At 72.2% G+C, this 24,734-nt stretch carries 22 protein-coding genes and 2 tRNA genes; 8 read left to right on the top strand and 16 right to left on the bottom strand.

All coding sequences use genetic code 11. From position 1 onward, the window contains the following. Positions 1–20: 20 nt before the first annotated feature. The 10 genes from SGLAU_RS22190 to SGLAU_RS22145 form a co-directional block, all read right to left on the bottom strand. Entirely contained in the window at positions 21–1,400 is a 1,380-nt protein-coding gene (locus SGLAU_RS22190; protein ID WP_043504005.1) for a cytochrome P450, read from the bottom strand. Further along, positions 1,397–2,479, bottom strand: coding sequence for an epi-isozizaene synthase (gene cyc1 / locus SGLAU_RS22185; protein WP_208868933.1), 1,083 nt, complete (start codon positions 2,477–2,479; stop codon positions 1,397–1,399). Before cyc1 ends, SGLAU_RS22190 begins: the two co-directional genes overlap by 4 nt. A gap of 283 nt (positions 2,480–2,762) precedes the next feature. Beyond that, positions 2,763–3,413, bottom strand: coding sequence for a peptide deformylase (gene def, locus SGLAU_RS22180; RefSeq protein ID WP_043504000.1), 651 nt, complete (start codon positions 3,411–3,413; stop codon positions 2,763–2,765). A gap of 127 nt (positions 3,414–3,540) precedes the next feature. After that, positions 3,541–4,545 carry a tetratricopeptide repeat protein gene (locus tag SGLAU_RS22175; protein WP_043503998.1) on the bottom strand — a complete coding sequence of 335 codons (1,005 nt, stop codon included), beginning with the start codon at positions 4,543–4,545 and terminating at the stop codon, positions 3,541–3,543. A 114-nt stretch (positions 4,546–4,659) separates the two neighbouring features. Then, a complete protein-coding gene (locus SGLAU_RS22170; protein WP_244315248.1) occupies positions 4,660–5,964 on the bottom strand; it encodes an HD-GYP domain-containing protein in 1,305 nt (434 codons plus the stop codon). A 128-nt stretch (positions 5,965–6,092) separates the two neighbouring features. Further along, a complete protein-coding gene (locus SGLAU_RS22165) occupies positions 6,093–7,400 on the bottom strand; it encodes an HD-GYP domain-containing protein (RefSeq protein ID WP_043503996.1) in 1,308 nt (435 codons plus the stop codon). Positions 7,401–7,589: 189 nt separating this feature from the next. Next, a complete protein-coding gene (gene rsrA / locus SGLAU_RS22160; protein ID WP_043503995.1) occupies positions 7,590–7,892 on the bottom strand; it encodes a mycothiol system anti-sigma-R factor in 303 nt (100 codons plus the stop codon). Beyond that, on the bottom strand, positions 7,889–8,587 hold the full coding sequence (locus SGLAU_RS22155; protein ID WP_043506901.1) for a sigma-70 family RNA polymerase sigma factor: 699 nt from the start codon (positions 8,585–8,587) through the stop codon (positions 7,889–7,891). Before SGLAU_RS22155 ends, rsrA begins: the two co-directional genes overlap by 4 nt. A gap of 536 nt (positions 8,588–9,123) precedes the next feature. Further along, positions 9,124–9,792 (bottom strand): alpha/beta family hydrolase, encoded by a 669-nt coding sequence (locus SGLAU_RS22150; RefSeq protein WP_052413853.1) that lies wholly within the window; start codon positions 9,790–9,792, stop codon positions 9,124–9,126. 1 nt (position 9,793) lies between these two features. Further along, positions 9,794–10,609 (bottom strand): SOS response-associated peptidase, encoded by an 816-nt coding sequence (locus tag SGLAU_RS22145; protein ID WP_043503993.1) that lies wholly within the window; start codon positions 10,607–10,609, stop codon positions 9,794–9,796. A 51-nt stretch (positions 10,610–10,660) separates the two neighbouring features. Between SGLAU_RS22145 and SGLAU_RS22140 the strand changes: the two genes are divergently transcribed. The 4 genes from SGLAU_RS22140 to SGLAU_RS22125 all read left to right on the top strand — a co-directional run bounded on the left by SGLAU_RS22140 (position 10,661) and on the right by SGLAU_RS22125 (position 14,276). Beyond that, positions 10,661–11,374 (top strand): M50 family metallopeptidase, encoded by a 714-nt coding sequence (locus SGLAU_RS22140; RefSeq protein WP_043503991.1) that lies wholly within the window; start codon positions 10,661–10,663, stop codon positions 11,372–11,374. 86 nt (positions 11,375–11,460) lie between these two features. Then, positions 11,461–12,792, top strand: a complete 1,332-nt coding sequence (gene aroA / locus SGLAU_RS22135) for a 3-phosphoshikimate 1-carboxyvinyltransferase (RefSeq protein WP_043503989.1) — start codon at positions 11,461–11,463, stop codon at positions 12,790–12,792. A 16-nt stretch (positions 12,793–12,808) separates the two neighbouring features. Continuing rightward, positions 12,809–13,819 (top strand): ribosome small subunit-dependent GTPase A, encoded by a 1,011-nt coding sequence (rsgA, locus tag SGLAU_RS22130; RefSeq protein WP_043503988.1) that lies wholly within the window; start codon positions 12,809–12,811, stop codon positions 13,817–13,819. 133 nt (positions 13,820–13,952) lie between these two features. Further along, complete coding sequence (locus tag SGLAU_RS22125) at positions 13,953–14,276, top strand: DMT family transporter (RefSeq protein WP_043503985.1); 324 nt, start codon at positions 13,953–13,955, stop codon at positions 14,274–14,276. Here SGLAU_RS22125 and SGLAU_RS22120 read toward each other — a convergent pair. Continuing rightward, complete coding sequence (locus SGLAU_RS22120) at positions 14,233–14,898, bottom strand: TetR/AcrR family transcriptional regulator (RefSeq protein ID WP_052413852.1); 666 nt, start codon at positions 14,896–14,898, stop codon at positions 14,233–14,235. The two genes, SGLAU_RS22125 and SGLAU_RS22120, sit on opposite strands and share 44 nt — an antisense overlap. A gap of 199 nt (positions 14,899–15,097) precedes the next feature. Here SGLAU_RS22120 and hisN point away from each other — a divergent pair, with 199 nt between their 5' ends. Beyond that, positions 15,098–15,898, top strand: coding sequence for a histidinol-phosphatase (gene hisN / locus SGLAU_RS22115; RefSeq protein ID WP_043503984.1), 801 nt, complete (start codon positions 15,098–15,100; stop codon positions 15,896–15,898). Positions 15,899–16,069: 171 nt separating this feature from the next. Further along, the gene (locus SGLAU_RS22110; protein WP_043503982.1) at positions 16,070–16,474 is read left to right on the top strand and encodes a cyclic nucleotide-binding/CBS domain-containing protein; all 405 of its coding nucleotides are present in this window, start codon (positions 16,070–16,072) and stop codon (positions 16,472–16,474) included. A gap of 76 nt (positions 16,475–16,550) precedes the next feature. Here SGLAU_RS22110 and SGLAU_RS22105 read toward each other — a convergent pair whose 3' ends face one another. Continuing rightward, the gene (locus SGLAU_RS22105; protein WP_043503981.1) at positions 16,551–18,005 is read right to left on the bottom strand and encodes a catalase; all 1,455 of its coding nucleotides are present in this window, start codon (positions 18,003–18,005) and stop codon (positions 16,551–16,553) included. A 152-nt stretch (positions 18,006–18,157) separates the two neighbouring features. Between SGLAU_RS22105 and SGLAU_RS22100 the strand changes: the two genes are divergently transcribed. Further along, positions 18,158–18,574 (top strand): Fur family transcriptional regulator, encoded by a 417-nt coding sequence (locus SGLAU_RS22100; RefSeq protein ID WP_043503979.1) that lies wholly within the window; start codon positions 18,158–18,160, stop codon positions 18,572–18,574. A 140-nt stretch (positions 18,575–18,714) separates the two neighbouring features. Here the strand turns inward: SGLAU_RS22100 and SGLAU_RS22095 are convergent. From SGLAU_RS22095 to SGLAU_RS22080, 4 genes are all read right to left on the bottom strand, one after another. Further along, positions 18,715–18,788: transfer RNA gene (locus SGLAU_RS22095), tRNA-Met, on the bottom strand. Between the two features lie 83 nt (positions 18,789–18,871). Further along, on the bottom strand, positions 18,872–20,698 hold the full coding sequence (locus SGLAU_RS22090) for a tetratricopeptide repeat protein (RefSeq protein ID WP_208868932.1): 1,827 nt from the start codon (positions 20,696–20,698) through the stop codon (positions 18,872–18,874). A gap of 207 nt (positions 20,699–20,905) precedes the next feature. Beyond that, positions 20,906–20,979 (bottom strand) — tRNA-Met (locus SGLAU_RS22085). Positions 20,980–21,022: 43 nt separating this feature from the next. Continuing rightward, positions 21,023–23,980 carry a UPF0182 family protein gene (locus SGLAU_RS22080; RefSeq protein WP_043503977.1) on the bottom strand — a complete coding sequence of 986 codons (2,958 nt, stop codon included), beginning with the start codon at positions 23,978–23,980 and terminating at the stop codon, positions 21,023–21,025. 160 nt (positions 23,981–24,140) lie between these two features. Here SGLAU_RS22080 and SGLAU_RS22075 point away from each other — a divergent pair, with 160 nt between their 5' ends. Next, entirely contained in the window at positions 24,141–24,686 is a 546-nt protein-coding gene (locus SGLAU_RS22075; protein WP_043503974.1) for a PPA1309 family protein, read from the top strand. The last annotated feature ends 48 nt before the right edge of the window (positions 24,687–24,734 follow it).

The raw sequence follows: 24,734 nt of genomic DNA, 5'->3' as shown, positions 1-24,734 counted from the left end.
CGGCCCCGGCCCCCGGCCCGTCACCGCGGCACGGGCCTCAGCAGCAGCCGCTGCGGACGGAGCGTGATGCCCACGCGGGTGGCGTCGTCGGATCCGGGCACCTGCTCGAAGCGGTACTTGGTGGCGACCGCGGCCGTGATGAGCGTCAGCTGGGCCATCGAGAAGTGGTCGCTCGGGCACTTCCGATTACCCACACTGAAGGGGCTCATGGCATATTTCGGCACCTCCCCGGCGCGTTCCGGAAGCCAGCGGTCGGGGTCGAAGTCGAGGTGGTCCGGGTAAGTGCGCGGATCGCGCTGGATCGCGTACGGGCTGTACACGATGTCGGCCCCGGCGGGAATGCGATAGTCGCCGAGCGAGGTGTCGGTGACCGCCCGCCGGGTCAGAATCCAGACGGCCGGGCGCAATCGCATCGCTTCGACGACGACATTGTTGGTGTGCCGGAGCGCGCGGACGTCCGCGAATGCCACCGGACGGCCACCCGTGACGGTTTCAACCTCTTCCCGGATCTTGTCCGCGTGTTCCGGATGTTCCGCGAGCGCCTGGAGCAGCCACATGATCGTGGAGGCCACCGTTTCGCTTCCCGGGGTGAGTATCGCGACCACTTGGTCGTGGATCTCCTGTTCCCCGATGGGCTCGCCATTCTCGTCCTTCGCCGCCAGCAATGCCGTCAGCAAATCGTCCGGCTTTCGACCGGACGCCCGGCGCTCCGCGATGATCTCGTCCACGAGGAGATGCAAATCGGCCAATGCCCGGTTGAACGCGCGGTTGGCCGGCAGCGGCAGCCGGTACAGCGGACCGAGCGGGACCACCATCCGCCGGTACATGCCCTGGAAGACGATCGCGAGCGCGGTGCACAGCCGCTCGGCGCGCTCGTCCATGCAGTCGCCCCGCAGCAGACAGCGTGCCGCGATCCGCACGGCCACCCGGAACGACTCCGAGGTGCAGTCGACGGTCTCGCCGGGCCGCCAGCGGGTGGTGAGCGCGTGCGCCTCCTCCTCCATGACCGGCCCGTACGCGGGCATGGCGGCCAGCCGGAAGGCGGGCTGGATGGTGCGCCGCTGGCGGCGGTGGCGAGGGCCGTTGGCGGTGGCCACGCCCTCCTTGCCGAGCAGGCCCTCCAGGGACTCCCAGAGCGGACCGTCGATCTCGAAGTCGGGGCTCAGCGCGAGGGCTCCGGTCAGCTCGGGGGTGGTGACCGCGTAGACCGTCTTGGGGCCGAGCCTCAGCCGCACCACGTCCCCGTGCTCGCGGAGCCCTGACATGAAGGCCAGCGGATCCCGGGCCAGCTTCGCACCGTGACCGAGGAGCGGTAGGGCGCCCGCGGCGAGGGGTGGTTCGCGCAGCGCCGGCGCCTGGGGGGCTCGGGGTGCTCCGGGTTTCACGGACTCGACGGTCATTTCCCACCTGCCGCTTCGTTGTCGACGTACGGGGGCGTGGACCGGTCCTCCCAGCTGTCGACCCGGTACCGGCCGGACTCGTGGTGGAACCAGTAGACGGAGCTGAACCAGTTCCGCATGTTCGCGACGCAGGCCCGCACGGCGAGGCTCAGTTCCTTTCCGCGCACCGTGCCGTCGGCCAGGCCGTCGGCGAACCGCAGCGCGTCCCTTTCGGCGACGAGGAAATCGGTGACGCAGTTCTCGATCCGCCGCCGGATTTCCACGACTGCTTCTTCGAGGGTCAGCCCCTCATGGACGATGAGACTGATACCGAGGTTGTGGACCTCGTCGCCCGCGATTTCCTTGGGCAGGGAACAGAGGTCGTTGTACCAGGCGGCGAATTCCTGGCTCAGCAACGCCGCCCGCCGATATGCCGGGTGTTTTCTCACGGACTCCGGGAGTTCGATTCCCGCGCACGGTTCCAGCAGGTCGGTCCATATCCAGTGGGCGAAGGTGAGGCGGCGCAGGTCCAGGTATTCCTGGACGGTGGGCACATGTCCCTCGGAGCGGTTACGGAATTCCCGGTCGTACGCGTCGATCACCGCGTGGAAGTGCCGGGCGAACCGCGTGTTCCAGGTGCCCGGCAGGAACCGGTGGAACCGCAGCACGCTGTCGGCGAGGCCCGCCACGAGAGGGTCCTCGTGCCGCAGGTGCTCGTGGGGCCGGTCGAGCGCCGTGTGCAGCCCGGTGCGCAGCCGGTCCCAGGCCAGGGGGCGGCGGTGGACGATGTGCCGGTCGTGACGGTCGTCCCAGACGAAGAACCACGCGCTGTAGTCCCCGATCGCCTGCATGACCTCGTCGGGGGCGCCGAGGTAGTACCCCGCCATGAGGTCGGTGTAGCACAGGCCGTCGGCATATTCCTCGATCTTGTCCGCCGGCATGAGCCGCTTTTCCAGCAACCAGCTCCGGGTTCTCTCCTGGAGCCTGGGCCAATACGGGTGCAATTGCCTTGGAAACGTCGCCTCGATCAGCGGAAGGGCGAGCGACGGTGGAACGGCGACCGCGGTCGCGGTGGTGCTGCGTGGGAAAAGCACGAACAAACCCCTCTCAGCCGCCGGTCGGCGCAGACCCCTCCCGTTGTGCCGGGCGTGCGCCGTTGCGTATCCCCGTACTCCCCATTCAGCACCACAACTGACCGCTCTGGGAACGGATTTGCTGCACCCACTACGCCATACTGCCGAGACACCCCGCATACGTGACTGATTCTGGATCTCTCCGCGAGCGGCCACGAGCGAACGTGCGACGCACAGACGAACGGCGCCCGGTCAGAAAACGAAACCTGACCGGACGCCGTGCGAAACGCGCTCAAAGGGCGGGTGGGCCTCAGTCGTTGGGGACGACGGGGTAGCGGGGCTCGTTCTCGGCCATCTGCCGCAGCGCGTCCTTGCGGTCCCGCTTGGACAGCCGGTCGATGTACAGGTAGCCGTACAGGTGGTCGGTCTCGTGCTGCAAACACCGGGCGAAGTACCCGGTGCCGCGCACCTTGATCGGGTTGCCGTGCTCGTCCTGGCCGGTCACCTCGGCGTAGTCGGGCCGGGCCAGCGGCATGTACGCGGTCGGCACCGACAGACAGCCCTCGTTGCTGTCGTCCAGGCGGCGCCGCTCCGCGGGCAGCTCGACCAGCTTCGGGTTGCAGACCACACCGACGTGCCGCACGCCCTCGTCGTCCGGGCAGTCGTAGACGAAGACCTTGCGGTCCACGCCGATCTGGTTGGCGGCCAGGCCCACGCCCTCGGCGGTGCGCTGCGAGGCGAACATGTCGTCGACCAGCTTGCGCAGCTCGTCGTCGAACTCGGTGACGTCCTGGCACTCCTTGTGCAGCACCGGGTTACCGACGACGGTGATCGGCCGGGAGGTGCCGCGCTCGCGGTACGCCTGTTCGCGCTCCTCGCAGTCCTCCGTGTCGATGACGAAGCCCTCGTCGTCCACGGGGAGCACGCCCACGTGCTGCTGATCGGTGTCCTGCTGCGCCATGACCGACGTATGCCTTCCTGGATAAAACAAGGGGTTCGATGCGACTACAGGGTACGGGCAACGCGCTCCTCGGGGGTGCCCGGAACGGGGCGAGCGGGCTCCGGGGCGGCCGTACCCGGCAGCGGCGTCAGCACACTTCTTCGAGATCCCGCCAGTCCCGGGAATCCGGGCTGTCCGCGACCCATCCGTCCAGCAGTCCCCGTACCAGGGAGGCGGGGGCGGCGACGCCGCACTCGCGCTCCGGCACCCACAGCTGCCCGTCGGTGCGGTGCCCGAGCGGCCCGGGATGCCCCGGCTCGCTGTGGTCGTGGGGATCCAGGTGTTCCCCGTCCCCCTCGTCCGCCGGCATCCGTGACTCCGAGCACATCCGGCACAGCAGCCGCACCGACGACGACCAGTCCTCCGCGGCGAACCCGGCCTCCGCGGCCAGTTGCTCCAGCGCGTCACGGTCCGCCTCGGTGGCCGCCTCCAGCAGCACCACCCAGGTCGGGACCGGCGAGGGCGCCCACAGCTCGATCTCGTCGAAGACCGGATAGGAGTGGCCCGCGGCCGTGGTCCGCTCCCCGTGCGGCACCCCGTCGTGCAGGACGACCTCGCCCCAGCGCCGCCCGGACGAGGGCAGCGGGATGGACAGCACTTCTATCCGCGCCGGGTCGAGCCGCCGCCCCCACACCACCTCGGCCTCGCCCTCCGGCGACAGCCGTACCGCCGCGCTGCCCAGGTCCATGCCCACGGGCTCGCCGGCGGCCGTGGCGCCACCGGCCTTCGGCCGGGAGCCGCCCCCCGGCACGTGCAGCCCGTACGCCTCCCAGGCCCGCCGGGCCAGCGGCCAGTCCTGGAGCGCGGTGGCGGCGATGCCGACGTTCCACCAGTCCGGCGCCCCGGTCTCCCGGTCCAGCAGCGCGACGGCCCTGAGCCCCGCGGCGCGGGCCTGTTCCCAGTCGTGCCGGAACTTGTGCAGCAGGGCGAGGTTGAACCAGGACTCCGACAGCCACGGTTCCAGGTCGGCGGCCCGTGTCAGCAACGCCCCCGCGTCCTCGTACCGGCCGTCGCCGATCAGTGTGAACGCGCGGTCGGTGGCCTGCCGCCAGGAGGCGGAGGGCCGGTGCCGTCCCTTGCCGAAGATCCTCACGATTCCCGCCTGCCGTTCGTGGAGTGGGCCGGCTGTGCCCCCGGACAGCCTCTCGGACTCCCTCTCCTTCGCATCCAACCACGTACGCCTTGAGGGGCGCTCATTACCCATGGGTTACCCACTGACGGGCAGGGTCAGACCGTCCCTGGACAGTACCCGGGCGAGCGCTTCCACCACCTCCGGCGCGTACTCACCCGCCGTCGCGAGGCGCAGTTCCTCCAGGGCCGTGAGGGGTCCGCCGGGCCCCGCGGCCCGGGCCTTCTCCTCGTACGCGTTGACCACGCGCACGATCCGCGCGGCGAGCGGCTGCTCCGCGCACGGGTCGGCCTGCCGCTCGACGATCTCGGCGACCTGCGGGCTGCCCCCGGTCTGCCGCACGACGGCCCCGCCGAGCAGCGCGATGCGGCGCTGCTCGGCGGCGGGCAGCCCGGCGGTGGCCCCGGCCGGCACCGGGTCGACCAGGCTGAGCTGCCCGATGTCGTGCATCAGCGCCGCGTACTCCAGTACGGCCAGCTCACGCGTGGACAGGCCCAGGTCCCGGCCGACGGCACGGCTGAGGGCGGCGACCCGGCGGGCGTGCCCGGCCGGGGTGCAGCCGGCGATCTCGGTGGCGCGGGCGAGGGAGGCGATGGTCTGCCGGTAGGTGGCCCGCGCGGCGGCGTACCGGCGCAGCGAGACCTGGGTGAGCAGCAGCGGCACACAGAACACCGGCAGCGCCCACAGCCCGGCGACCGCGACGGCGAGCGCGATCACGGCCCCGGTGGCGCACACCGCGGAGCCGACGCCGGGCAGCGCCCGCAGCTCGTCGCGGAGCAGCGGGCCGAAGGGCCACCCGGTGCGCCCGTGGTCCAGCGCGGCGGCGAGCAGGGCGTCGCACAGCGCGGTGAGGCTGAGCAGCGCGAGCAGCAGCAGCGCGTAGGCGGGCCCGATCCAGCCGTCGAACACGCCCCGGTTGTACAGCGGTTGGAAGCAGGCGGCGGCGAATCCCGCGGTGAGCACGCGGCGGGCGAGGTCGTCGTGGGTCGGCCCCCGGCCGCGGGCGAGGTGCGGTACGGAGCCGAGCAGCGAGGCGGTGAGGACGACCGTGACGACCTGGGCGGTGCCGTGGCAGGTGGGCCGCCCGGCGTGCTCGCCGAGCAGCGCGTACGACAGCGCGCCGGCGGCGCCCAGCGGGGCCGCCTCGCGGACCCGGTCGGGCCCGGTCCACCTGGTCAGTTCTCCGAGTACGACCAAGGCGCCGAAGGCCAGTGCGACGCCGCGCTGGGCGAGTCCGCTGTGCAGGGTGACGGCGAGCGAGACGGCGGCGAGCAGGGCGGCGCAGACGTGGATCAGGACGCGCGGCGCGGCGGGCGTCAGCCGCGGCCCGTCCCCCGGCGCGGCGGGCGTCAGCCGCGACCCGTCCCCCGCCGTGGCAGGCATCAGCCGCGACCCGTCTCCCGCCGTGGCAGGCGTCAGCCGCGGCCCGTCCCCCGGCGCGGCAGGCGTCAGCCGCGGCCCGTCTCCCGGGGTGGTGGGTGTCACCGGTCTGCCTTCCGGCGCGTCGGGCGTCACCGGTGGGCCCCTTCCCGGCCGGGCACGGGCGCGGTGGGCGGCCGGGGTGCCGGGACCTCGTCGGCGGTCACCGCGGGACGCCAGCCGTACTTCCCCAGGGCCTGGACCAGCGCTTCGACCATCCGCGGGTCGAACTGCGACCCGGCGCACCGCTCCAGTTCCGCGAGCGCCGCCGGGACCGGGCGGGCCCGCCGGTAGGACCGGGTGGAGGTCATGGCGTCGAAGGCGTCGGCGACGGCCACGACCCGCGCGGACTCGGGGATCTGGCCACCGACGAGCCCGTAGGGATAGCCGCTGCCGTCCATCCGCTCGTGGTGGTGGAGCACGGCGGCCCGGGCCTCGCCGAGGAAGGAGATGCCCCGCACCATCTCGTGCCCGTACTCCGGGTGCAGTTCGATGATCCGCCGCTCCTCGGGGGTCAGCGGCCCCTCCTTGCGCAGCAGCCGGGTGGGGACGCCTAGCTTGCCCACGTCGTGCAGGATGCCCGCGAACCGCAGGACCTCGACGCGCTCGTCGTCCATGCCCAGCTCGCGGGCGATCATCATCGAGGCCTGCCCGACCCGCTCGCCGTGGCCGCGGGTGTAGCCGTCCTTGATGTCGACGGCCTGCACGAGGGCCCGGATGGTGGCCTGGTGGGCGGCCTGTTCGCGGTGGTACTGGGCGAAGGCCCACCAGGAGACGCACATCGGCAGGAGCACCAGCAGCGCGGCGGCCGGCCCGTAGGGGCTGCGCCACAGCACGGCCATCATCAGCCCGGCCAGTGCGTGCACGGCCAGCGGGGCGAGTGAGCGCGCGAACAGCCCACGCCAGGCCCGGCGCGGCGGCACGTGCTCGGCGAGCACCAGGACGCTGCCGTCGAGGAGGGCGAGCACCGCGCAGAAGACGGGCACCGCGGCCGCGGCGGGCAGCAGCGCGTACGGGAAGTCGGCGGCCCCCACCGCCTGCGGTCCGCCCAGTGCCCGGAACACCCGTGCCGCGGCCCAGACGGCGAGCACCAGTTCGGCTGCCCGCCAGACGCGGCGCAGGGCCGCGGGCCGCTGCTCGACCCGGGACAGCAGCGCCCCGGGCACCGCGACCAGGGCGGCGGCGGGCGGCGACAGCAGGAAGGCACCGGCCAGCAGGACGGGGTGACAGGCGCCCGGCGCCCGGCGGCCGGTGATCCGCTCACCGCAGGTGTGCAGCGCCGCGAGCAGCGCGATCGCCCACCACGGGACGCGGCCCGTGGACAGCGGCGCCAGACAGCTCAGCGCGCCGAGGGCCACTCCGGCGACGTACGCCCTCGCCCGAGCCGGAACCGCCTCCATGCCGACGCCCTCCCCAGCCCCCGTCCGTGCCGTCCTGGCTCGGAGCCTAGGACGGCCGGGGGGAGGGAGCGGACCGATGGTCGGCCGATTAGCACATTCGGGTGACGGGCGGGACACGCCGGGTGCCCTGGGGACCGGCGTCCGGGTGCCGCCTGCGGGCCCCCGTGCCCCGGGAGGGGCGCGGGTGCCTCAGGACTCCTGGGGCGTCGCCGTGACGTCGTGCTCCGGCACGGTCTGGCCGGAACGGATCAGCTCGATCCGCCCCATGACCTTGGCGCGCAGGTCGGTCGGCACCTCGTCGTGCCCGCAGCACCGCTTGACCAGCTTCTTCACCGCCTGCTCCAGCCCGTACTTCTCCAGGCAGGGAGAGCACTCCTCGAAGTGGTGCTGGAACTTGTCCCGGTCGAGGGGCGGCATCTCGCTGTCGAGGAACTCGTACAGGTGGTCCAGGACCTCACTGCAGTCCGTCTCGTGCGGCTCTCCGCAGCTCATGAGCCCGAGCCTTTCGCTTCGTTCGACGACTCTCCGGCGCCGGCCGGGACCAGCCCGCGCTCGCGGGCGTAGTCCTCGAGCATGCCGCGCAGTTGACGGCGGCCCCGGTGCAGCCGGGACATCACCGTTCCGATGGGTGTCCCCATGATGTCCGCGATCTCCTTGTACGCAAAGCCCTCTACGTCGGCCAGGTACACGGCGATGCGGAACTCCTCGGGGATCGCCTGGAGCGCTGCCTTCACGTCCGAGTCGGGCAGGTGGTCGAGCGCCTGCGACTCCGCGGAGCGCAGACCCGTCGACATGTGCGACTCGGCACGGGCGAGCTGCCAGTCCTCGATCTCCTCGGCCGCGCTGCGCTGCGGTTCCCGCTGCTTCTTGCGGTAGGAGTTGATGAAGGTGTTGGTGAGGATCCGGTACAGCCACGCCTTCAGGTTGGTGCCCTCGCGGAACTGGTGGAAGGACGCGTACGCCTTGGCGTACGTCTCCTGCACCAGGTCCTCGGCGTCGGCCGGGTTGCGCGTCATGCGCAGTGCGGCCGAGTACATCTGGTCGAGGAACTCGAGCGCGTCCCGCTCGAAGCGCGCGCTGCGCTCGGCGGTGGTCTCCGCGTTCGTGTCCGCGCTGATGCCCTGGCCCTCGGGCAGCTCCGCCTGGCCGTTGTCGGTCCCTGCGTCGGTACCGCTGACCGGACCCACCTCCTCGCTGTTCCGGACGAGACCGAAACCGGTCCCCCTCGAATCGGAGGATAGACGACCCACGGTCGGGGACGCCTGTCGATCCGGTCCGCCCGCCGCCCGGATCGGGGCGGTCTTGGCCGCGTGCAGCACCGTCCAGTCCAGGTCGGCACGGCTGCTGCGGCTCGGGCAGAAGGTCGAACCCATGCGGCGGACTTCCTCTCCTACGGCGTCGGTGCTGGTGGTCAGCACTTCTGTCCGGCTCAACAGCGGCCGCGGGCGGGGCATTCCCGGACACCCGCCGAGGCCTTGCCCGGCTTCCCGCCCCGGTGCCGGTCCCCGCCGGGTGCCCCACCGGGGTCCTCCGTCACGGACGCTCACCCGGGTGCCGCACCGGGGTCCTCCGCCCGACTGCTCACCCGGGCGTCCGCCCCCACCCGCCTTGCTCCCCGGGTGCCGCACCGGGGTCCTCCGCCCGAGTGCTCACCCAGGTGTCCCGCCGCGGTTCTCCGCCGAGTGCTCACCCCGGGCGCCCGCCCCTGCCCACGTCCGAGTGCTCACCCAGGTGTCCCGCCGGGGTGCTCGCCCCGGGCGCCCTGTCCGAGCGCGCCGGCCCACTTCACGACCGCGTCCGTGACCACCGCCAGCGCCTCCGCCTGATCCAGCGGCGCCCGTTTCGGCACGGCGAGGCCGTGGTCCGCGTACGCCACCTCCACCAGCTCGAAGTCGCCGTCGGGGAACTCCGCGGGCCTCCCCCACGGGTCGTTGCCGCCCTGCACCACGAGCGTGGACACCCCGGCGCCCAGCAGCTCCTCGGCGCGGGACTTCTCCGGCTTGCCCGGCGGGTGCAGCGGGAAGGCGAGCGCGAGCACCCCGGCCGCGCCCAGCTCGGCCGCCGTGCGGCAGGCCACCCGCGCACCCGCGCTGCGGCCGCCGGCGACCACCGGCAGGCCCTGTCCGGCGAGGGCGGGCCAGACGCCCCGCCACCCGGTGTCCAGGGTCTTCGGCGCGGGCGCCATCCGCTTCCCCGCCACCCGCCAGGGCTGTTCCACCAGGGCGACGGTGATCCCGTGCCCGGGCAGCGCGGCGGCCAGCGCCTGGAGGTCGCGGGCCTCGATGCCGCCGCCCGCGCCATGGCTCACGGCGAGGACGAGCCGGGCCTTCCGCGCCCGGTGCCAGGTGAGGCGCGCGTCTCCGGCGTCCGTGCTGATGATCTCGGTCGTCACATCAGAAGAGTGTGCCCTCCTCGGGGCCCTCCAGCTCCTTCAGCAGCTCCGGCCCGTTGTTGCGGACGTTGCTGACGGCCGTGCTCACCGGATAGGCGCGCATCAGGCCGGGCGGGGGCGGTGCCAGCAGCTCGCGCAGGTCGTCCGGGTCGGTGCGGGACGGGTCCAGCCAGGCGTCCCAGCGGTCCGGGGTCAGCATCAGCGGCATCCGGGGGTGGATCTCGGCGAGCGCGTGCGGGCCGTCGGCGGGAGCGACGGCGAGCGGGTCCGTCTCCGCCTCGGTGGTGATCACCGAGCAGGTGACCCACCAGGCCCGCGGATGGTCGTCGGGGAGGGTGCGGTCCCGCCAGAACTCGTAGATCCCGGCCATGGCGAAGACGGAGCCGTCGGCCGGCAGCACGAAGTACGGCTGCTTGCGGGGCCGCTTCCGCTTCCCCTCGACCTCCAGTTCCCGCTCCTGCCTGCCGGTGACCCACTCGTAGTAGCCGTCGGCGGGGATGATGCAGCGCCGGGCGGTGAAGGCGCGGCGGAAGGCGGGCTTCTCGTGCACGGTCTCCGCGCGGGCGTTGATCATCCGGGCGCCGCCCTCGGGGGTCTTGGCCCAGGACGGCACGAGGCCCCAGGTGAGCGTGCGCAGCTGCCGAACCGGACGGGGGTCGTCCGCGTCTTTCAGGGGGCGGTCGAGAACGGCGTGGACCTGCTTGGTCGGCGCCACGTTGTAGTCGGGCGCCAGTGTCTCCTCGGGCTCCCACTTCTCGACCTCGAAGATCCCGGCGAGATCCTCGGGCCCACGACTCGCTGCATACCGTCCGCACATACGTGCCACACTGCCAGACTCCGCCCGACCACAGGGAGCACACCGGCCATCATGGACAGCACCACAGCGACCTCCCTCTGGGACGAACTCGCCGGCACCCAGCCCGAGCCCGGTCTGTGGGTGGTGATCGCCACCCTGGTCGCCGCGCTCGCCGTGACCGTCCCGCGCGGCCCGTGGCGGCTGTCCCGCAACGCGATCACCATCGCCCACGAGGGCGGCCACGGCCTGGTCGCCCTGCTCACCGGCCGCACCCTCACCGGCATACGCCTGCACTCCGACACCAGCGGCCTCACCGTCAGCCGCGGCAAGCCGTACGGCCTCGGCATGATCCTGACCGCCGCCGCGGGGTACACCGCGCCCCCGCTGCTGGGCCTCGGCGGGGCGGCGCTGCTCGGCGCCGGGCGCATCACGCTGCTGCTGTGGCTGGCGACCGCGCTGCTGCTGGCGATGCTGGTGATGATCCGCAACGCGTACGGCGCGCTGACCGTGGTGCTGACGGGCGGCCTGTTCGTGCTGGTGTCCTGGCTGACCGGCCCCGAGGTGCAGGCGGCGTTCGCGTACGCGGTGGTGTGGTTCCTGCTGCTGGGGGGCGTGCGCCCGGCGTTCGAGCTGCAGTCGAAGCGCGCCCGGGGCGGAGCGGGTGACTCCGACGCCGACCAGCTGTCCCGGCTGACGCACGCGCCGGCCGGGGTGTGGCTGTTCCTGTTCCACGCGGTGTCGCTGTGCTCGCTGATCGGCGGGGGCCGCTGGCTGCTGGGGCTGTGAGCGCCCACGCGGCCGGAGCGCGAGGGTCCCGGCCGCGCCGCACCCGGCGAACAGCCGGTCCGGCGCCCTCCTTATAAAGTGGGCCCATGGCCCCGAACCCTGCCCTCTGGCCCGCCCCGCACGCGAGCGGAGCCGTCGACGCGACGGTCCACGTGCCGGGGTCCAAGTCGGTCACCAACCGCGCCCTGGTGCTCGCCGCCCTGGCGAGCGAACCCGGCTGGCTGCGCCGCCCGCTGCGCTCCCGTGACACCCTGCTGATGGCCGGTGCCCTGCGCGCGATGGGTGTGGGGATCGAGGAGACGGTGTCGTCCAGCTCGGCCGGCGCGGGCGCCGGTGACGTCACGGGCGAGGCCTGGCGGGTGCTCCCCAACGGCCTGCGCGGCCCGGCCACGGTCGACGTCGGCAACGCCGGCACGGTGATGCGGTTCCTGCCGCCGGTCGCCGCGCTCGCCGACGGCCCCGTCCGCTTCGACGGCGACCCCAGGTCGTACGAGCGGCCCCTGAACGGCGTCATCGACGCGCTGCGGGTGCTGGGCGCCCGGATCGACGACGACGGCCGGGGCGCGCTGCCGCTGACCGTGCACGGCGGGGGCGCCCTGGACGGGGGCCGGGTCGAGATCGACGCCTCCTCGTCCTCGCAGTTCGTCTCCGCGCTGCTGCTGTCGGGGCCGCGGTTCAACCAGGGCGTCGAGGTACGGCACGTGGGGGCCACGCTGCCGTCGCTGCCGCACATCCAGATGACCGTCGACATGCTGCGCGCGGTCGGCGCGCAGGTGGACACGCCCGAGTCGGGCGGCGAACCGAACGTCTGGCGGGTCACGCCGGGCGCGCTGCTGGGCCGAGACCTGACGATCGAGCCGGACCTGTCCAACGCCCAGCCGTTCCTGGCGGCGGCGCTGGTGACCGGTGGCACGGTGGTCGTCCCGGACTGGCCGGCGCGCACCACCCAGCCCGGTGACCGGCTGCGGGAGATCTTCACCGAGATGGGCGGCTCCTGCGAGCTGACCGAGTACGGCCTGCGGTTCACCGGTTCGGGTGCGATCCACGGCATCGATGTCGACCTCGGCGAGGTCGGCGAGCTGACCCCGGGCATCGCGGCGGTCGCCGCGCTCGCCGACTCCCCGTCCACGCTGCGCGGGGTGGCGCACCTGCGGCTGCACGAGACGGACCGTCTGGCGGCCCTCACCAAGGAGATCAACGAGCTGGGCGGCGACGTCACCGAGACCGCCGACGGCCTGCACATCCGCCCGCGTCCGCTGCACGGCGGCGTCTTCCACACCTACGAGGACCACCGCATGGCCACGGCCGGGGCCATCCTCGGCCTGGCCGTCGAGGGAGTGCTGATCGAGAACGTGGCCACGACGGCGAAGACCCTGCCCGACTTCCCCGACCTGTGGACCGGGATGCTCGGGGCGTAGGGACGCGGGGAAAGTCATGCGCCGCTACGGCAAGCACACCGACGAGGACGACATCCGCAGCCGCCCCAACCGCAAGGGCAACCGGCCGCGCACCAACATCCGGCCCAAGCACGAGGACGCCGCCGAGGGCATGGTCCTCACCGTCGACCGGGGCCGCCTGACCTGTCTCGTCGAGGACCGCGTGGTCCTGGCGATGAAGGCCCGTGAGCTGGGCCGCAAGGCGGCCGTGGTCGGCGACCGGGTGGCCCTGGTCGGCGACCTCTCGGGCACGAAGGACACCCTCGCGCGGATCGTCCGGATCGAGCAGCGCAGCTCGGTGCTGCGCCGCACGGCCGACGACGACGACCCGTACGAGAGGGTGGTCGTCGCCAACGCCGACCAGCTCGCCATCGTCACCGCCCTGGCCGACCCGGAGCCGCGCCCGCGGCTGATCGACCGCTGCCTCGTGGCCGCGTACGACGGCGGCCTCACCCCGCTGCTGGTCATGACGAAGTCGGACCTCGCCCCGCCGGACAAGCTCCTCGAGCTGTACGGCGACCTGGACATCCCGTACGTCGTGACCAGCCGCGAGGAGCTGGAGAACGGCGACGCGGCGGACCGGGTGCGCGCCCACCTGGACGGCAAGATCACCGCCTTCGTGGGGCACTCCGGAGTGGGCAAGACGACCCTGGTGAACGCGCTGGTGCCGCAGGAGCGGCGGCGCAGCACGGGTCACGTCAACGCGGTGACGGGCCGCGGCCGGCACACGACGACCTCCGCCCTGGCGCTGCCCCTGGCGGGCGCCGGCGGCTGGGTGGTCGACACCCCGGGGGTACGGTCGTTCGGCCTGGCCCACATCGACCCGTCCCGGGTCATCCACGCGTTCCCCGACCTGGAGCCCGGCACCGCGGGCTGTCCGCGTGCGTGCAGCCACGACGAGCCGGACTGCGCGCTGGACGCCTGGGTGGCCGAGGGCCACGCCGACGCCGCCCGGCTCTACTCCCTGCGTCGGCTGCTGTCCACGCGGGAGGCGCGGGAAGGCGACTGACCTCCGCGTTGTTTGGCGGGGGGTGCGTCCGGTAAGGGCATAATCGCAGCGAGCCGGAAGCAAGCCCGGTCAAAGCCGGGCGAAGCGGTCACAGTGCGCGCGGGGACCACGGGGACGTACGGGAGGACAGCACATGGCGTGGCTGCTGGTCATCGTGGCCGGGTTCCTGGAAACCGGTTTCGCCGTCTGCCTCAAGCTCTCGCACGGCTTCACCCGGCTCTGGCCGACCGTCGCCTTCGCCGCGTTCGCCCTCGGCAGCTTCGGCCTGCTGACCCTCTCCCTGAAGAAGCTGGACGTGGGCCCGGCGTACGCGGTGTGGACCGGGATCGGGGCCGCCGGGACCGCCGTCTACGGCATGATCTTCCTCGGTGACATCGTCTCCACCCTGAAGATCGTCTCCATCAGTCTGGTGATCATCGGGGTGATCGGGCTCCAGCTGTCCGGCTCGGCACACTGAACTCCGCCCGGGCGGGCTGCCGCTGCAGGACACCGCGCACCAGACCGGCGACTCCGCCCGCGCCCGGCGGGGCGGACACACAGGACAGCGCCAGCCGGACCACCAGCTCGCAGCTGCGGGCCAGTTCGGCTGCTTCCGCCGCGCCGCCGTCCGGCCCGTCCGGCCCGGCCAGCACGGCGACGGCACGGTCGCGGACCAGGGCCACGAAATCCGCGGGCGACGGCAGCGGACCGTCCGCGCGGCGCTGTGCGGGCCCGGCTCCGGCGGACGGCACGGCGGTGCGGCCCAGGGCGGGCAGCCGGTCGCTCCAGCAGCCGGTGATCAGCCCGCGGACGAGCGCGTTCTCCCCGGCCGCCATGGTGATCCACTCGGCGGTGGCGGCGAGCCGTCCCGGTGGGTCGGCCGGCGCGGTGAGCGCCCGCTCGACGCCGGCCAGATAGGCGTCCGCCTCCCGCCGCAGCAGCGCCCGGGCGAGCCCTTCCTTGCCGCCGAACTCGTTGTAGAGCGTCTGCCGGGACACACCGGCGGCCGCGGCCACGTCCACCATCCGCACCGCCGGCCACGGCCGGCGCGCCAGTGCCGCGTATGCGGAGTCGAGCAGGGACTCCCGGGCTGCGGGCATCGTCGCCTCCCTCGCCGGCCGGCGGCTCTGGGCCCAGATTTGACGCGCCCCCCACCCCTGTCAAGGGTCCCCGCGCGTCCGGGGGAGCGCACGCGGACCGCCGCGCGCCGTGGCGCGGCAGAAGCGCCCGGTGGTGGGCCGTGAGCGGCGCCGGGCCCCGTGTGGCCTCGCGCCGGGCACGCCGGATACCGTTCGTCACATGCCGGACTACCTCGACGACCTCCGTCTCGCCCACGTCCTCGCGGACGCCGCCGACGCCGCCACCATGGACCGCTTCAAGGCCCTCGACCTCAAGGTGGAGACGAAGCCGGACATGACCCCGGTCAGCGAGGCGGACCGGGCGGCCGAGGAGCTCATCCGCGGCCAGCTCCAGCGGGCCCGGCCCCGGGACGCGATCCTCGGCGAGGAGTACGGCGTCGAGGGCACCGGTCCCCGCCGCTGGGTGATCGACCCCATCGACGGCACCAAGAACTACGTCCGCGGCGTGCCCGTCTGGGCGACCCTGATCGCCCTGATGGAGGCCGGGGAGGGCGGTTTCCAGCCCGTCGTCGGCGTGGTGTCCGCGCCGGCCCTCGGCCGCCGCTGGTGGGCGGCGAAGGGGCACGGCGCGTTCACCGGGCGCAGCCTGCAGAAGGCGACGAGGCTGCACGTCTCCAGGGTCTCGAAGCTCGCGGACGCCTCGTTCGCGTACTCCTCGCTCTCCGGATGGGAGGAGCAGGGCCGGCTGGACGGCTTCCTGGACCTGACCCGTGAGGTGTGGCGCACGCGCGCGTACGGCGACTTCTGGCCGTACATGATGGTGGCCGAGGGTTCGGTGGACCTGTGCGCGGAGCCCGAGCTGTCGCTGTGGGACATGGCGGCGAACGCCATCGTCGTCACCGAGGCGGGCGGCATGTTCACCGGCCTGGACGGGCGCCCGGGCCCGCACGGCGGCAACGCGGCGGCGTCCAACGGCCTGCTCCACGACGAGCTGCTCGGGTATCTGAACCAGCGCTACTGACGAGCCCCGGGGGGCGCCAGGTGAAGCGGCGTCCGCGCTTCACGCGCCCCCTTGTTGACCCTCCCTTTGCCTGCCACTCTGACAGTCCCCCCACTTGTGCATTTGTGAATCCCGGAACAATCCCTGTGCCGGGGGCTCACCAGGGGATTCCTCAGGAGGTGGCTCCAGCCCATGCTCGTCCGCGACGCCATGAGCACCGTAGTCCTCACCATCGGCCCCACCCACACCCTCCGCCAGGCCGCCGCCCTGATGGCCGCCCGGCGGGTCGGCGCGGCCGTCGTCCACGACCCCGACGCCGGCGGCATCGGCATCCTCACCGAGCGCGACATCCTCAACTCCGTGGGCCTTGGACAGGACCCTGACACGGAGTGCGCGTACGCCCACACCACCACGGACGTGGTCTTCGCCGCCCCGGCCTGGACCCTGGAGGAGGCCGCCCGCACCATGGCGCACGGCGGCTTCCGGCATCTGATCGTCCTCGACCGGGACGAGCCCGCGGGCATCGTCTCGGTGCGCGACATCATCCGCTGCTGGATCCCGGCGCGGCCGGCCCCCGCGCCGGCCGTGCCGGCGTGAAACGCACGGCGGGCCGGGCCCCCGAGGGGACCCGGCCCGCCGCCTACGGCAAGCGATCCAGTGCTGGTGGGACTGTTCAGCCGCGCAGGGCCTGGACCGCGGCCTCCAGCCGCTTGCCGAAGTCGGCGTCCGCGTTGCGGAAGTTGCCGATCGCGCGCTCGACGATCTCCTGGCGCGAGACCTTGGCGATGAAGCCGGCCAGGTTGCCGATGAGCCGCTCCTGCTCGTCCGCGCTCATCAGCCGGTAGAGGTTGCCCGCCTGCACGAAGTCGTCGTCCTCGGCGTGCCGCGGGGTCGGGTGGTTGCCGGTGCCGCCGGCGAACCCGCCGATCGGCTGCCACAGCGCCCGGCCCGTCTGCTGCGGGCCGCCGAAGCTGTTCGGCTCGTAGTTCTTCGCGCCGCCGTGCCGGCCGTCGTAGAGCAGGCCGTCACGGGAGTTGGTGTTCGCGACGGTCGCGTGCGGGCGGTTCACCGGCAGGTGGTCGGCGTTGATGCCGACGCGGTAGCGGTGCGCGTCGCCGTAGGCGAACAGCCGGCCCTGGAGCATCTTGTCCGGGGAGGGGCCGATGCCCGGCACGAAGTGCGCGGGCGAGAAGATCGACTGCTCCACCTCGGCGAAGATGTTCTGCGGGTTGCGGTTCAGCTCCAGCTTGCCGATCTCGATGACCGGGTAGTCCGCGTGCGGCCACACCTTGGTGAGGTCGAACGGGTTGAAGCGGTACGTCGCCGCGTCCGCCGCCGGCATGATCTGCACGCCCACGGTCCAGCTCGGGAACTCGCCGCGCTCGATCGCCTCGCGCAGGTCGCGCTGGTGGGAGTCGGGGTCCTCACCGGCGAGGCGGTTGGCCTCCTCCTGGGTGAGGTTCTTGATCCCCTGGTCGGTCTTGAAGTGGTACTTGACCCAGAAGACCTCGCCGGCCTCGTTGTTCCACTGGAAGGTGTGCGAGCCGAAGCCGTCCATGTGGCGGTACGAGGCGGGGATGCCGCGGTCCCCGAACAGCCAGGTGACCTGGTGGGTGCTCTCCGGGCTGAGGCTCCAGAAGTCCCACACGTTGTCGGCCTCGGTGGAGCCGGTGTACGGGTCGCGCTTCTGGGTGTGGATGAAGTCCGGGAACTTGATCGCGTCCCGGATGAAGAACACCGGGGTGTTGTTGCCGACGAGGTCGTAGTTGCCCTCCTCGGTGTAGAACTTCACCGCGAAACCGCGCGGGTCCCGGACGGCGTCCGCGGCACCGAGGTTGCCGGCCACGGTGGAGAACCGCAGGAACACCTCGGTCTGCTTGCCGACCTCGGAGAGGAACTTGGCGCGCGTGTACGGGGTGACGTCGGCGGTCACCGTGAAGGTGCCGTAGGCACCGGCACCGCGGGCGTGCACGACACGCTCCGGGATGCGCTCGCGGTTGAAGTGGGCCAGCTTCTCGAGCAGCAGCTGGTCCTGGACGAGCACCGGGCCGCCGACGCCCGCGGTCTCGCTGTTCTGGTTGTCGGCTACCGGAGCACCGGCCTCCGTGGTGAGCGGTCCCTGAGTCACGTCCGCGCCTTCCTGTCTTACCTGTCCCTTGGCTAACGCCGATGTCGATCCTACAATAGACATTGTCTAAGTCAAGTGAGGCTCCAACTCCGGTGGGGCTCCAACTTCACACCTGTTCGGAACCTGGGGTTCCCTGCTGTTAGGCTGGTGCCATGAGCGACCTTCTTGATCGGCTGCGCGGACGCGGATGGCGGATGACCGCGCAGCGGCGCGTTGTGGCCGAGGTCCTCGACGGCGAACACGTGCACCTCACGGCCGACGAGGTCCACGCGCGAGCCGTCGCGAAGCTGCCCGAGATCTCCCGGGCGACCGTCTACAACACCCTCGGCGAGCTGGTGTCCCTCGGCGAGGTCATCGAGGTCACCACGGACAAGCGGGCCAAGCGCTACGACCCGAACGCGCACCGGCCGCACCACCACCTGGTCTGCGCCCAGTGCGGGTCGATCCGGGACGTCCACCCCACCGGCAACCCGCTGGCCGACCTCCCCGACTCGGAGCGCTTCGGCTTCACGGTCTCGGACGTAGAAGTGACCTACCGCGGCATCTGCCCCAACTGCACCTCGGCGTAGCCCGCGCCCGCGCACAGGAGAGCCCCGGCACACCCCGTGCCGGGGCCGACGTGTTTGCCGGCACCCCTACGCGTATGCATACGCGCACACACAAACACCGAGGGCCGGAACCCTTTCGGATTCCGGCCCTCGGCCTTCAGTAGCGGGGACAGGATTTGAACCTGCGACCTCTGGGTTATGAGCCCAGCGAGCTACCGAGCTGCTCCACCCCGCGTCGATGAATGAAACAGTACGTCAACCCACCCGCAGAAGCAAATCGCCTTCGGACGGCGCCCCGCGGGACGCCCCCAGCGGGCGTCACGCCGAGAGTTCCTCCCGCAGCGCGTCGCGCAACCGCGCCGCCCGCTCGGCCACCTCGTCCGGCCCGAGCGTCACCGCGCGATCGGCCCACCGCTGGCCCTCCACCAGCTCGCCGCGACGCGCGTAGACGAGGGCGAGCCGGAGCGCCGCCCGTCCGTGACCGTCGTCGGCGGCCCGCTTCCACCAGACCACGGCCTCCGGTTCGCTCCCCTCCCGGGCCAGCAGCAGGCCCAGGTTGAACGCCCCGTTCCGCGACCCGGCCTCCGCCGCCTCCCGGTACCAGCGCGCCGCCTCGACGACGTCCCCGCGGGCCGCCGCGAGCATCCCGACCCGCACCTGGGCCCGCCGGTGGCCCTGGGAGGCCGCCCGCTCGTACCACTCCTCGCACTCGGTCCGCCGGTGCACCGGCTCCCCCAGCTCGGGCCCGGCCCCGGCCGGCTGCCGCGCGTCGAGCACGGTGGCCAGCCGGTAGGCCGCCTCGGCGCTCCCCGCGCCGGCCGCGCACCGCAGGTGCCGTTCCGCCTCCTGCTCGTCCCCGTCGCGCAGCCGCGCGATCCCGACCTGGAGCGCCGCCTCGGTGTGCCCGGCGGCGGCCGCCCGCTCGTACCACCGCAGGGCGGCGGCCTCCTCGCCCCGCCCCGCGTACAGGATCCCCAGGTTGAACGCCGCGTCGACGCTCCCCGCCTCCGCGGCCTTGGAGAACCACGGCTCCGCCCCGGTCTCGTCCCCGCCCTGGAGCAGCAGGATGGCCAGCGCGTTCGCCGCCTCCCGGTGCCCGGCGTACGCGGCCCGGCGGTACCACTGCTCGGCCTGGGCGACCCGCCCCTGCTCGGCGCAGAGCAGCCCGAGGTTGTACGCGCCGTTCACGTCCCCGGCGTCCATGGCCGCCCGGTACCACCGCTCCGCGGTCTGGGTCTCCCCCCGCTCGGCGTGCAGCGCGCCCAGCGCGTTGGCCGCGTTGCCGTCGCCCTCCTGCGCGGCCCTCAGCCACCACACGGCCGCGCTCTCCTCGTCCCCGGCGTCCCGCAGCAGGAACCCGAGCGCGCACGCGGCCCGCGCCTCGCCGTCCTTCGCCGAGGTCAGGTACCAGCGCCCGGCCTCCCTCAGCTCACCGCGCCGCTCGAGGATCGCGCCGAGGTACAGCGCGGCCCGCCGGTGTCCGCGCGCGGCGGCCTGCCGGTACCACTGCTCGGCCTCGTCCGCGGAGCCGGCCACGACACCGTTGTCGGCGTCGGTGTCCTCCCCGGGGTCCGCCGCGGCGGCCCGCCGGTCCAGTGCCCGGGCGAGCCGGTACGCCCCCTCCCGGTGCCCCCGCTCGGCGGCGGCCCGCATCCACTTCTCGGCCTCGTCGTCCCCGCGGTGCTCCAGCAGGTCGGCGAGCGCGTAGGCGCCCAGCGCGTGCCCCTGTTCGGCGGACTGCCGCAGCCAGTACTCGGCGGCCGGTTCGTCGCCGCGCTCACGGTGGTGCCGCCCGAGCGCGTGGGCGGCCGCGGCAGAACCGGCGACGGCGGCGATGCGCCACCATCCGGCGGCTTCGTCGGCGTATCCCCGCTGGTGGAGCAGGACGCCGAGGTTGTTGGCCGCGGCCCGGTCCCCGGCGGCGGTGGCGGCGCGCAGATGCGGCTCGGCTCCGTCGAGATCGCCGCGGCGCAGCAGCATGGCCCCGAGGACGCTCATCGCCTCGACGTCACCGGCCTCCGCCGCGATCCGCTGCCGAGCCTCCTCGGCGGCCTCGGTGGCCTCGTCGCGGGTTTCCTCCTGGCCGGTCGGCTGCACAAACCGCCCTGTCCCGAACAGAGTTGCCATGTCCCCCATAACGTCCATCGTCGCACCACCCGCAACCCGGGTACACCTGGTATGCCGAAGCCAATGAGGTCACTTCAGCGTTTTGTCGACATGCCCACAGAGAGATAAGTCAAACACAAACTGCCCAACTCCCCACGGCGGCGCGGCGATGCTCCGCACCGGCACATGAGTTCGCACATCACAAAGGCCCGGATCTCGTGATGAGATCCGGGCCTTCGACTTCAGTAGCGGGGACAGGATTTGAACCTGCGACCTCTGGGTTATGAGCCCAGCGAGCTACCGAGCTGCTCCACCCCGCGCCGTTGTGCGACAACCGTACCACGGCGCGGGGAGAGCACCTGATCAGCTACCGGAGCCGGGCTTCGGGCTGGGACTGGCGGAGGCGCCACCGCCGCCGCCACGGCCACCGCCGCCGGATGCGCCGCCGCCGCCCCCGTCGGCCCGCGACTGGGCCTCCTCGGCCCGCTTCAGCGCGTCCTCCAGGTCCTGCTGCGCCCGGCCGTACGCCTCCCAGTCGCCCTTCTGCAGGGCCTCCTGGCCGGCGTCGAAGGCCTTCTGCGCGTCGGCGAGCGCCGCTTCGACGGTGGCTTCACCGGCCGGGGGCGGCGGCGTCGTGTCACCGTCGCCGTCCTCCTCGGGCGGCTCGGGGGCCGGGCCCTCCGCGCCGAACACCTTGTTGAGGGCTTCCTCGAGGGTGTCCTCGAAGGCGGTGTTGCCGCCGTAGGTCACCAGCACCTTGCGCAGCAGCGGGTACTTCAGGCCGCCACCGCGGACGTAGACCGGTTCGACGTACAGCAGTCCGCCGTCCAGCGGCACCGTCAGCAGGTTGCCGTACTCCACCTCGGAGTCGCCGCCTCGCAGCAGCCTGATGGACTCGGCGATGTCCTGTTCAGAGTTGAACTGGCTCTGCACCTGCTTGGGTCCGGAGACCGTGGTGCTCGTCGGCAGCTTCAGGATCCTGATCTGCCCGTAGCCACTGGTGCCCGCCTCCGCGTCGACCGCCATGAACGCGCTCAGGTTGTCACGGCCGTTGGGCGTGAAGGTGGTCGTCAGCGAGAAGGCCTGTTCCTTCTGGTCGGGCATCTTCATGCTCAGGTAGTACGGCGGCACCGCGTCGCCCGTCTTGTTGGTCGGGTCGTCCGGCACCTGCCACACCTCGCTGCCGCTGAGGAACGTCTCGGCGTCCTTCACGTGGTAGCGGGTCAGCAGCTCGCGCTGCACCTTGAACAGGTCCTGCGGGTAGCGCAGGTGGGCCATCAGCTCCGGGGAGATGGCGCTCCTGGGCTCGACCGTGTCCGGGAAGGCCTTCATCCAGGTCTTCAGGACCGGGTCCTTGGTGTCCCACTGGTAGAGCTTGACCTCGCCGGTGTACGCGTCGACGGTCGCCTTCACCGAGTTGCGGATGTAGTTGACCTGGTTCTGCTGGGCGACCACCGTGCGGGAGTCGTTGCGCGCGTTCAGCGAGTCGGCGGTGGTGTCACCGAGGGTCGTGCGGGAGGCGTACGGGTAGCCGTTCGTCGTGGTGTACGCGTCGACGATCCACTGGATCTTGCCGTTCACGACCGCGGGGTAGGCGTCGCCGTCGATGGTCAGCCACGGGGCGACCGCCTCGACGCGCTCCTTGGGCGTGCGGTTGTACAGGATCCGCGAGCCCTCGCCGATGGCTCCCGAGTAGAGGATCTGCGGCTCGCTGAACGCCACCGCGTACGCGGCCCGGTTGACGGGGCTGGAGAGGTCGACCCCGCTCTTGGCCTGGTAGCTGTAGGTCTTCTCGCCGCTGTCGTCGGAGTAGTCGATCTCCTTCTGGGGACCGCCGACGATCGAGTACGTGGTGGTCTTCTCGCCGTAGTAGACCCGCTGCTGGTACGTGCCGAGGTCGCCCTTGGACGGCAGGTCGGACTCGGTGAAGACCGGGCGGCCCTCGGAGTCGGCGGTGGTGCCCTTGGCGGCGACCACGCCGTAGCCGTGGGTGTAGCGGAAGTGGTTGTTGATCCAGTTCTTCTTCGGGATGCCGTCCAGGTTCAGCTCGCGCAGGCCGATGACCGTGTCCTGGTCCTTGCCGTCCTCGCTGTAGCGGTCGACGTCCAGGTTGGTCGGGAACGCGTAGTAGTTCCGCATCTGCTGGAGCTGCTGAAACGTCGGCGAGACGACGTTCGGGTCCATGATCCGGATGCTCGCTGCGGCGTCCGCGTCGTCACGCAGGCCGGCCTTGTCCTCGGTCTTGCTCGTACCGGGGTAGTCGCTGACCTTCGTGCCGTCGATGCCGTAGGCCTCACGGGTAGCCGCGAGGTTCTTCTCGACGTACGGCGCCTCCTTGGCCTGCTCGTTCGGCTGGACCTGGAACTTCTGCACGATCGCCGGGTACAGGCCGCCGATCAGGATCGCGGAGAGCACCATCAGGCCGAAGCCGATCACCGGGAGCTGCCAGGTCCGCCGCCACAGGGTGGCGAAGAACAGCAGGGCGCAGATCACGGCGATGCAGAACAGGATCGTTTTGGCCGGCAGGTAGGCGTTGGCGTCGACGTACCTCAGACCGGTCCAGTTGTCGGTCGCCTTGAAGTCGCTGGACTTCACCGCCAGCCCGTACCGGTCGAGCCAGTAGGCGACCGCTTTCAGGGCGACGAAGACGCCGAGGAGCACCGACAGGTGGCCGGTGGCGGCGGCCGTGGCGCGGGCGCCCGGGCTGGTGACGCGCAGCCCGCCGTACAGGTAGTGGGTGAGCGCGGCCGCGATCACGGAGAGGATGACGGCGGCGAAGCCGAAGCCGAGCAGGAACCGGTACCAGGGCAGGTCGAAGGCGTAGAACTTGACGTCCAGGTGGAACTGCGGGTCCTTCACGCCGAACGGCACGCCGTTGACCCACATCAGCCAGGTCCGCCACTGCCCCGAGGCGGAGGCGCCGGCGATGAGGCCCACCAGGGCCGTGATGCCGAACAGCAGCCACTTCTTGTACGGCGCGATGCCCATCCGGTAGCGGTCGAGGCTCTGCTGCTCCATCGACATCGCGCTCAGCGGCGGCCGCAGCCGGTGTGCCAGCCAGATGTTGAAGCCCACCGACACGGCCATGAGCAGGCCGAAGACGAAGAAGAGCCCGATCTTCGTCGACAGGGTGGTGGTGAAGACGGAGGAGTAGTTGACCGAGCGGTACCAGAGCCAGTCCGTCCAGAAGCCCGCGAACATGGTGAACGCCATGCCCAGGACGGCAAGGACGCCCAGTGTCATGAGCAGGGTCCGGACACGCCGGGACGGGCGGCCCACTCTGATCCGTGGCCCCGTCGGGCCTCCGCCGCGGTCCGGCATCTGGAAAGCCAAGGTGGCACCTCGAAAGTCGCTGTTGTCTGTCAGGCCCCCGTTTTCGCGGGCCTTGGGGAGGGCCCCGTGATCGTGCCCTCACCTATGCAACTTACTCACGCTTTACTCGGTTCCCGATTCGGGGCGGGAACGAGGCAGGATTGTGACCATGTCCAACACTCCCATGGCGGCGAGCCCGCTCACCCGGGCCGTGCTCGAGATCGACGAGTACGCCTCCGGCCTCGGCTGGGACCAGCCCGCCCGCCTTTTCGCCCTCGTAGACACCGCGCAGCTGCGGGCCCAGGAACCCGCCCTCGCGGCGCAGCTCGGCCTGGGGGACGAGCAGGAGACCCCCGCCGGTCTCACCCCGATCGAGCAGGACGAAGTGCCGACGGACAAGCCGCTCGACGAGTTCCTGGGCACCATCGCCTGGCCCGGTGCGGTGGCCGGCTGCGCGCTCACCGTCGAGCGGCTGATGCTGCCGCCGTCCGCGGAGGCCCAGGTTCCGCAGGACCTGGACGAGGCCGCGCTGAACCGGTGGGTGGCGAAGCACCCCGAGCGGCAGGAGGTCCGGATGACGGTCGCCGTGCTGCGCGACGGCTCGCGCGAGTCGGCGCTGCGGCTGCGTGAGAAGGACTCGCCGACCGAGGTGCTCACCGGCTCCGACCTGGTGCCGGGGCTGGCCGAGGCGCTGGCGGCGACGTTCGAGGACTGACCGGTCCGGTCACGGCGATGGGGGCGCTCCCCGGCGGGGCGCCCCCAG

Source organism: Streptomyces glaucescens (assembly GCF_000761215.1).
Lineage (GTDB): Bacteria > Actinomycetota > Actinomycetes > Streptomycetales > Streptomycetaceae > Streptomyces > Streptomyces glaucescens_B.
Note: the sequence above shows the minus strand (reverse complement) of the source record. Positions and strands in the feature narration are given on the sequence as shown.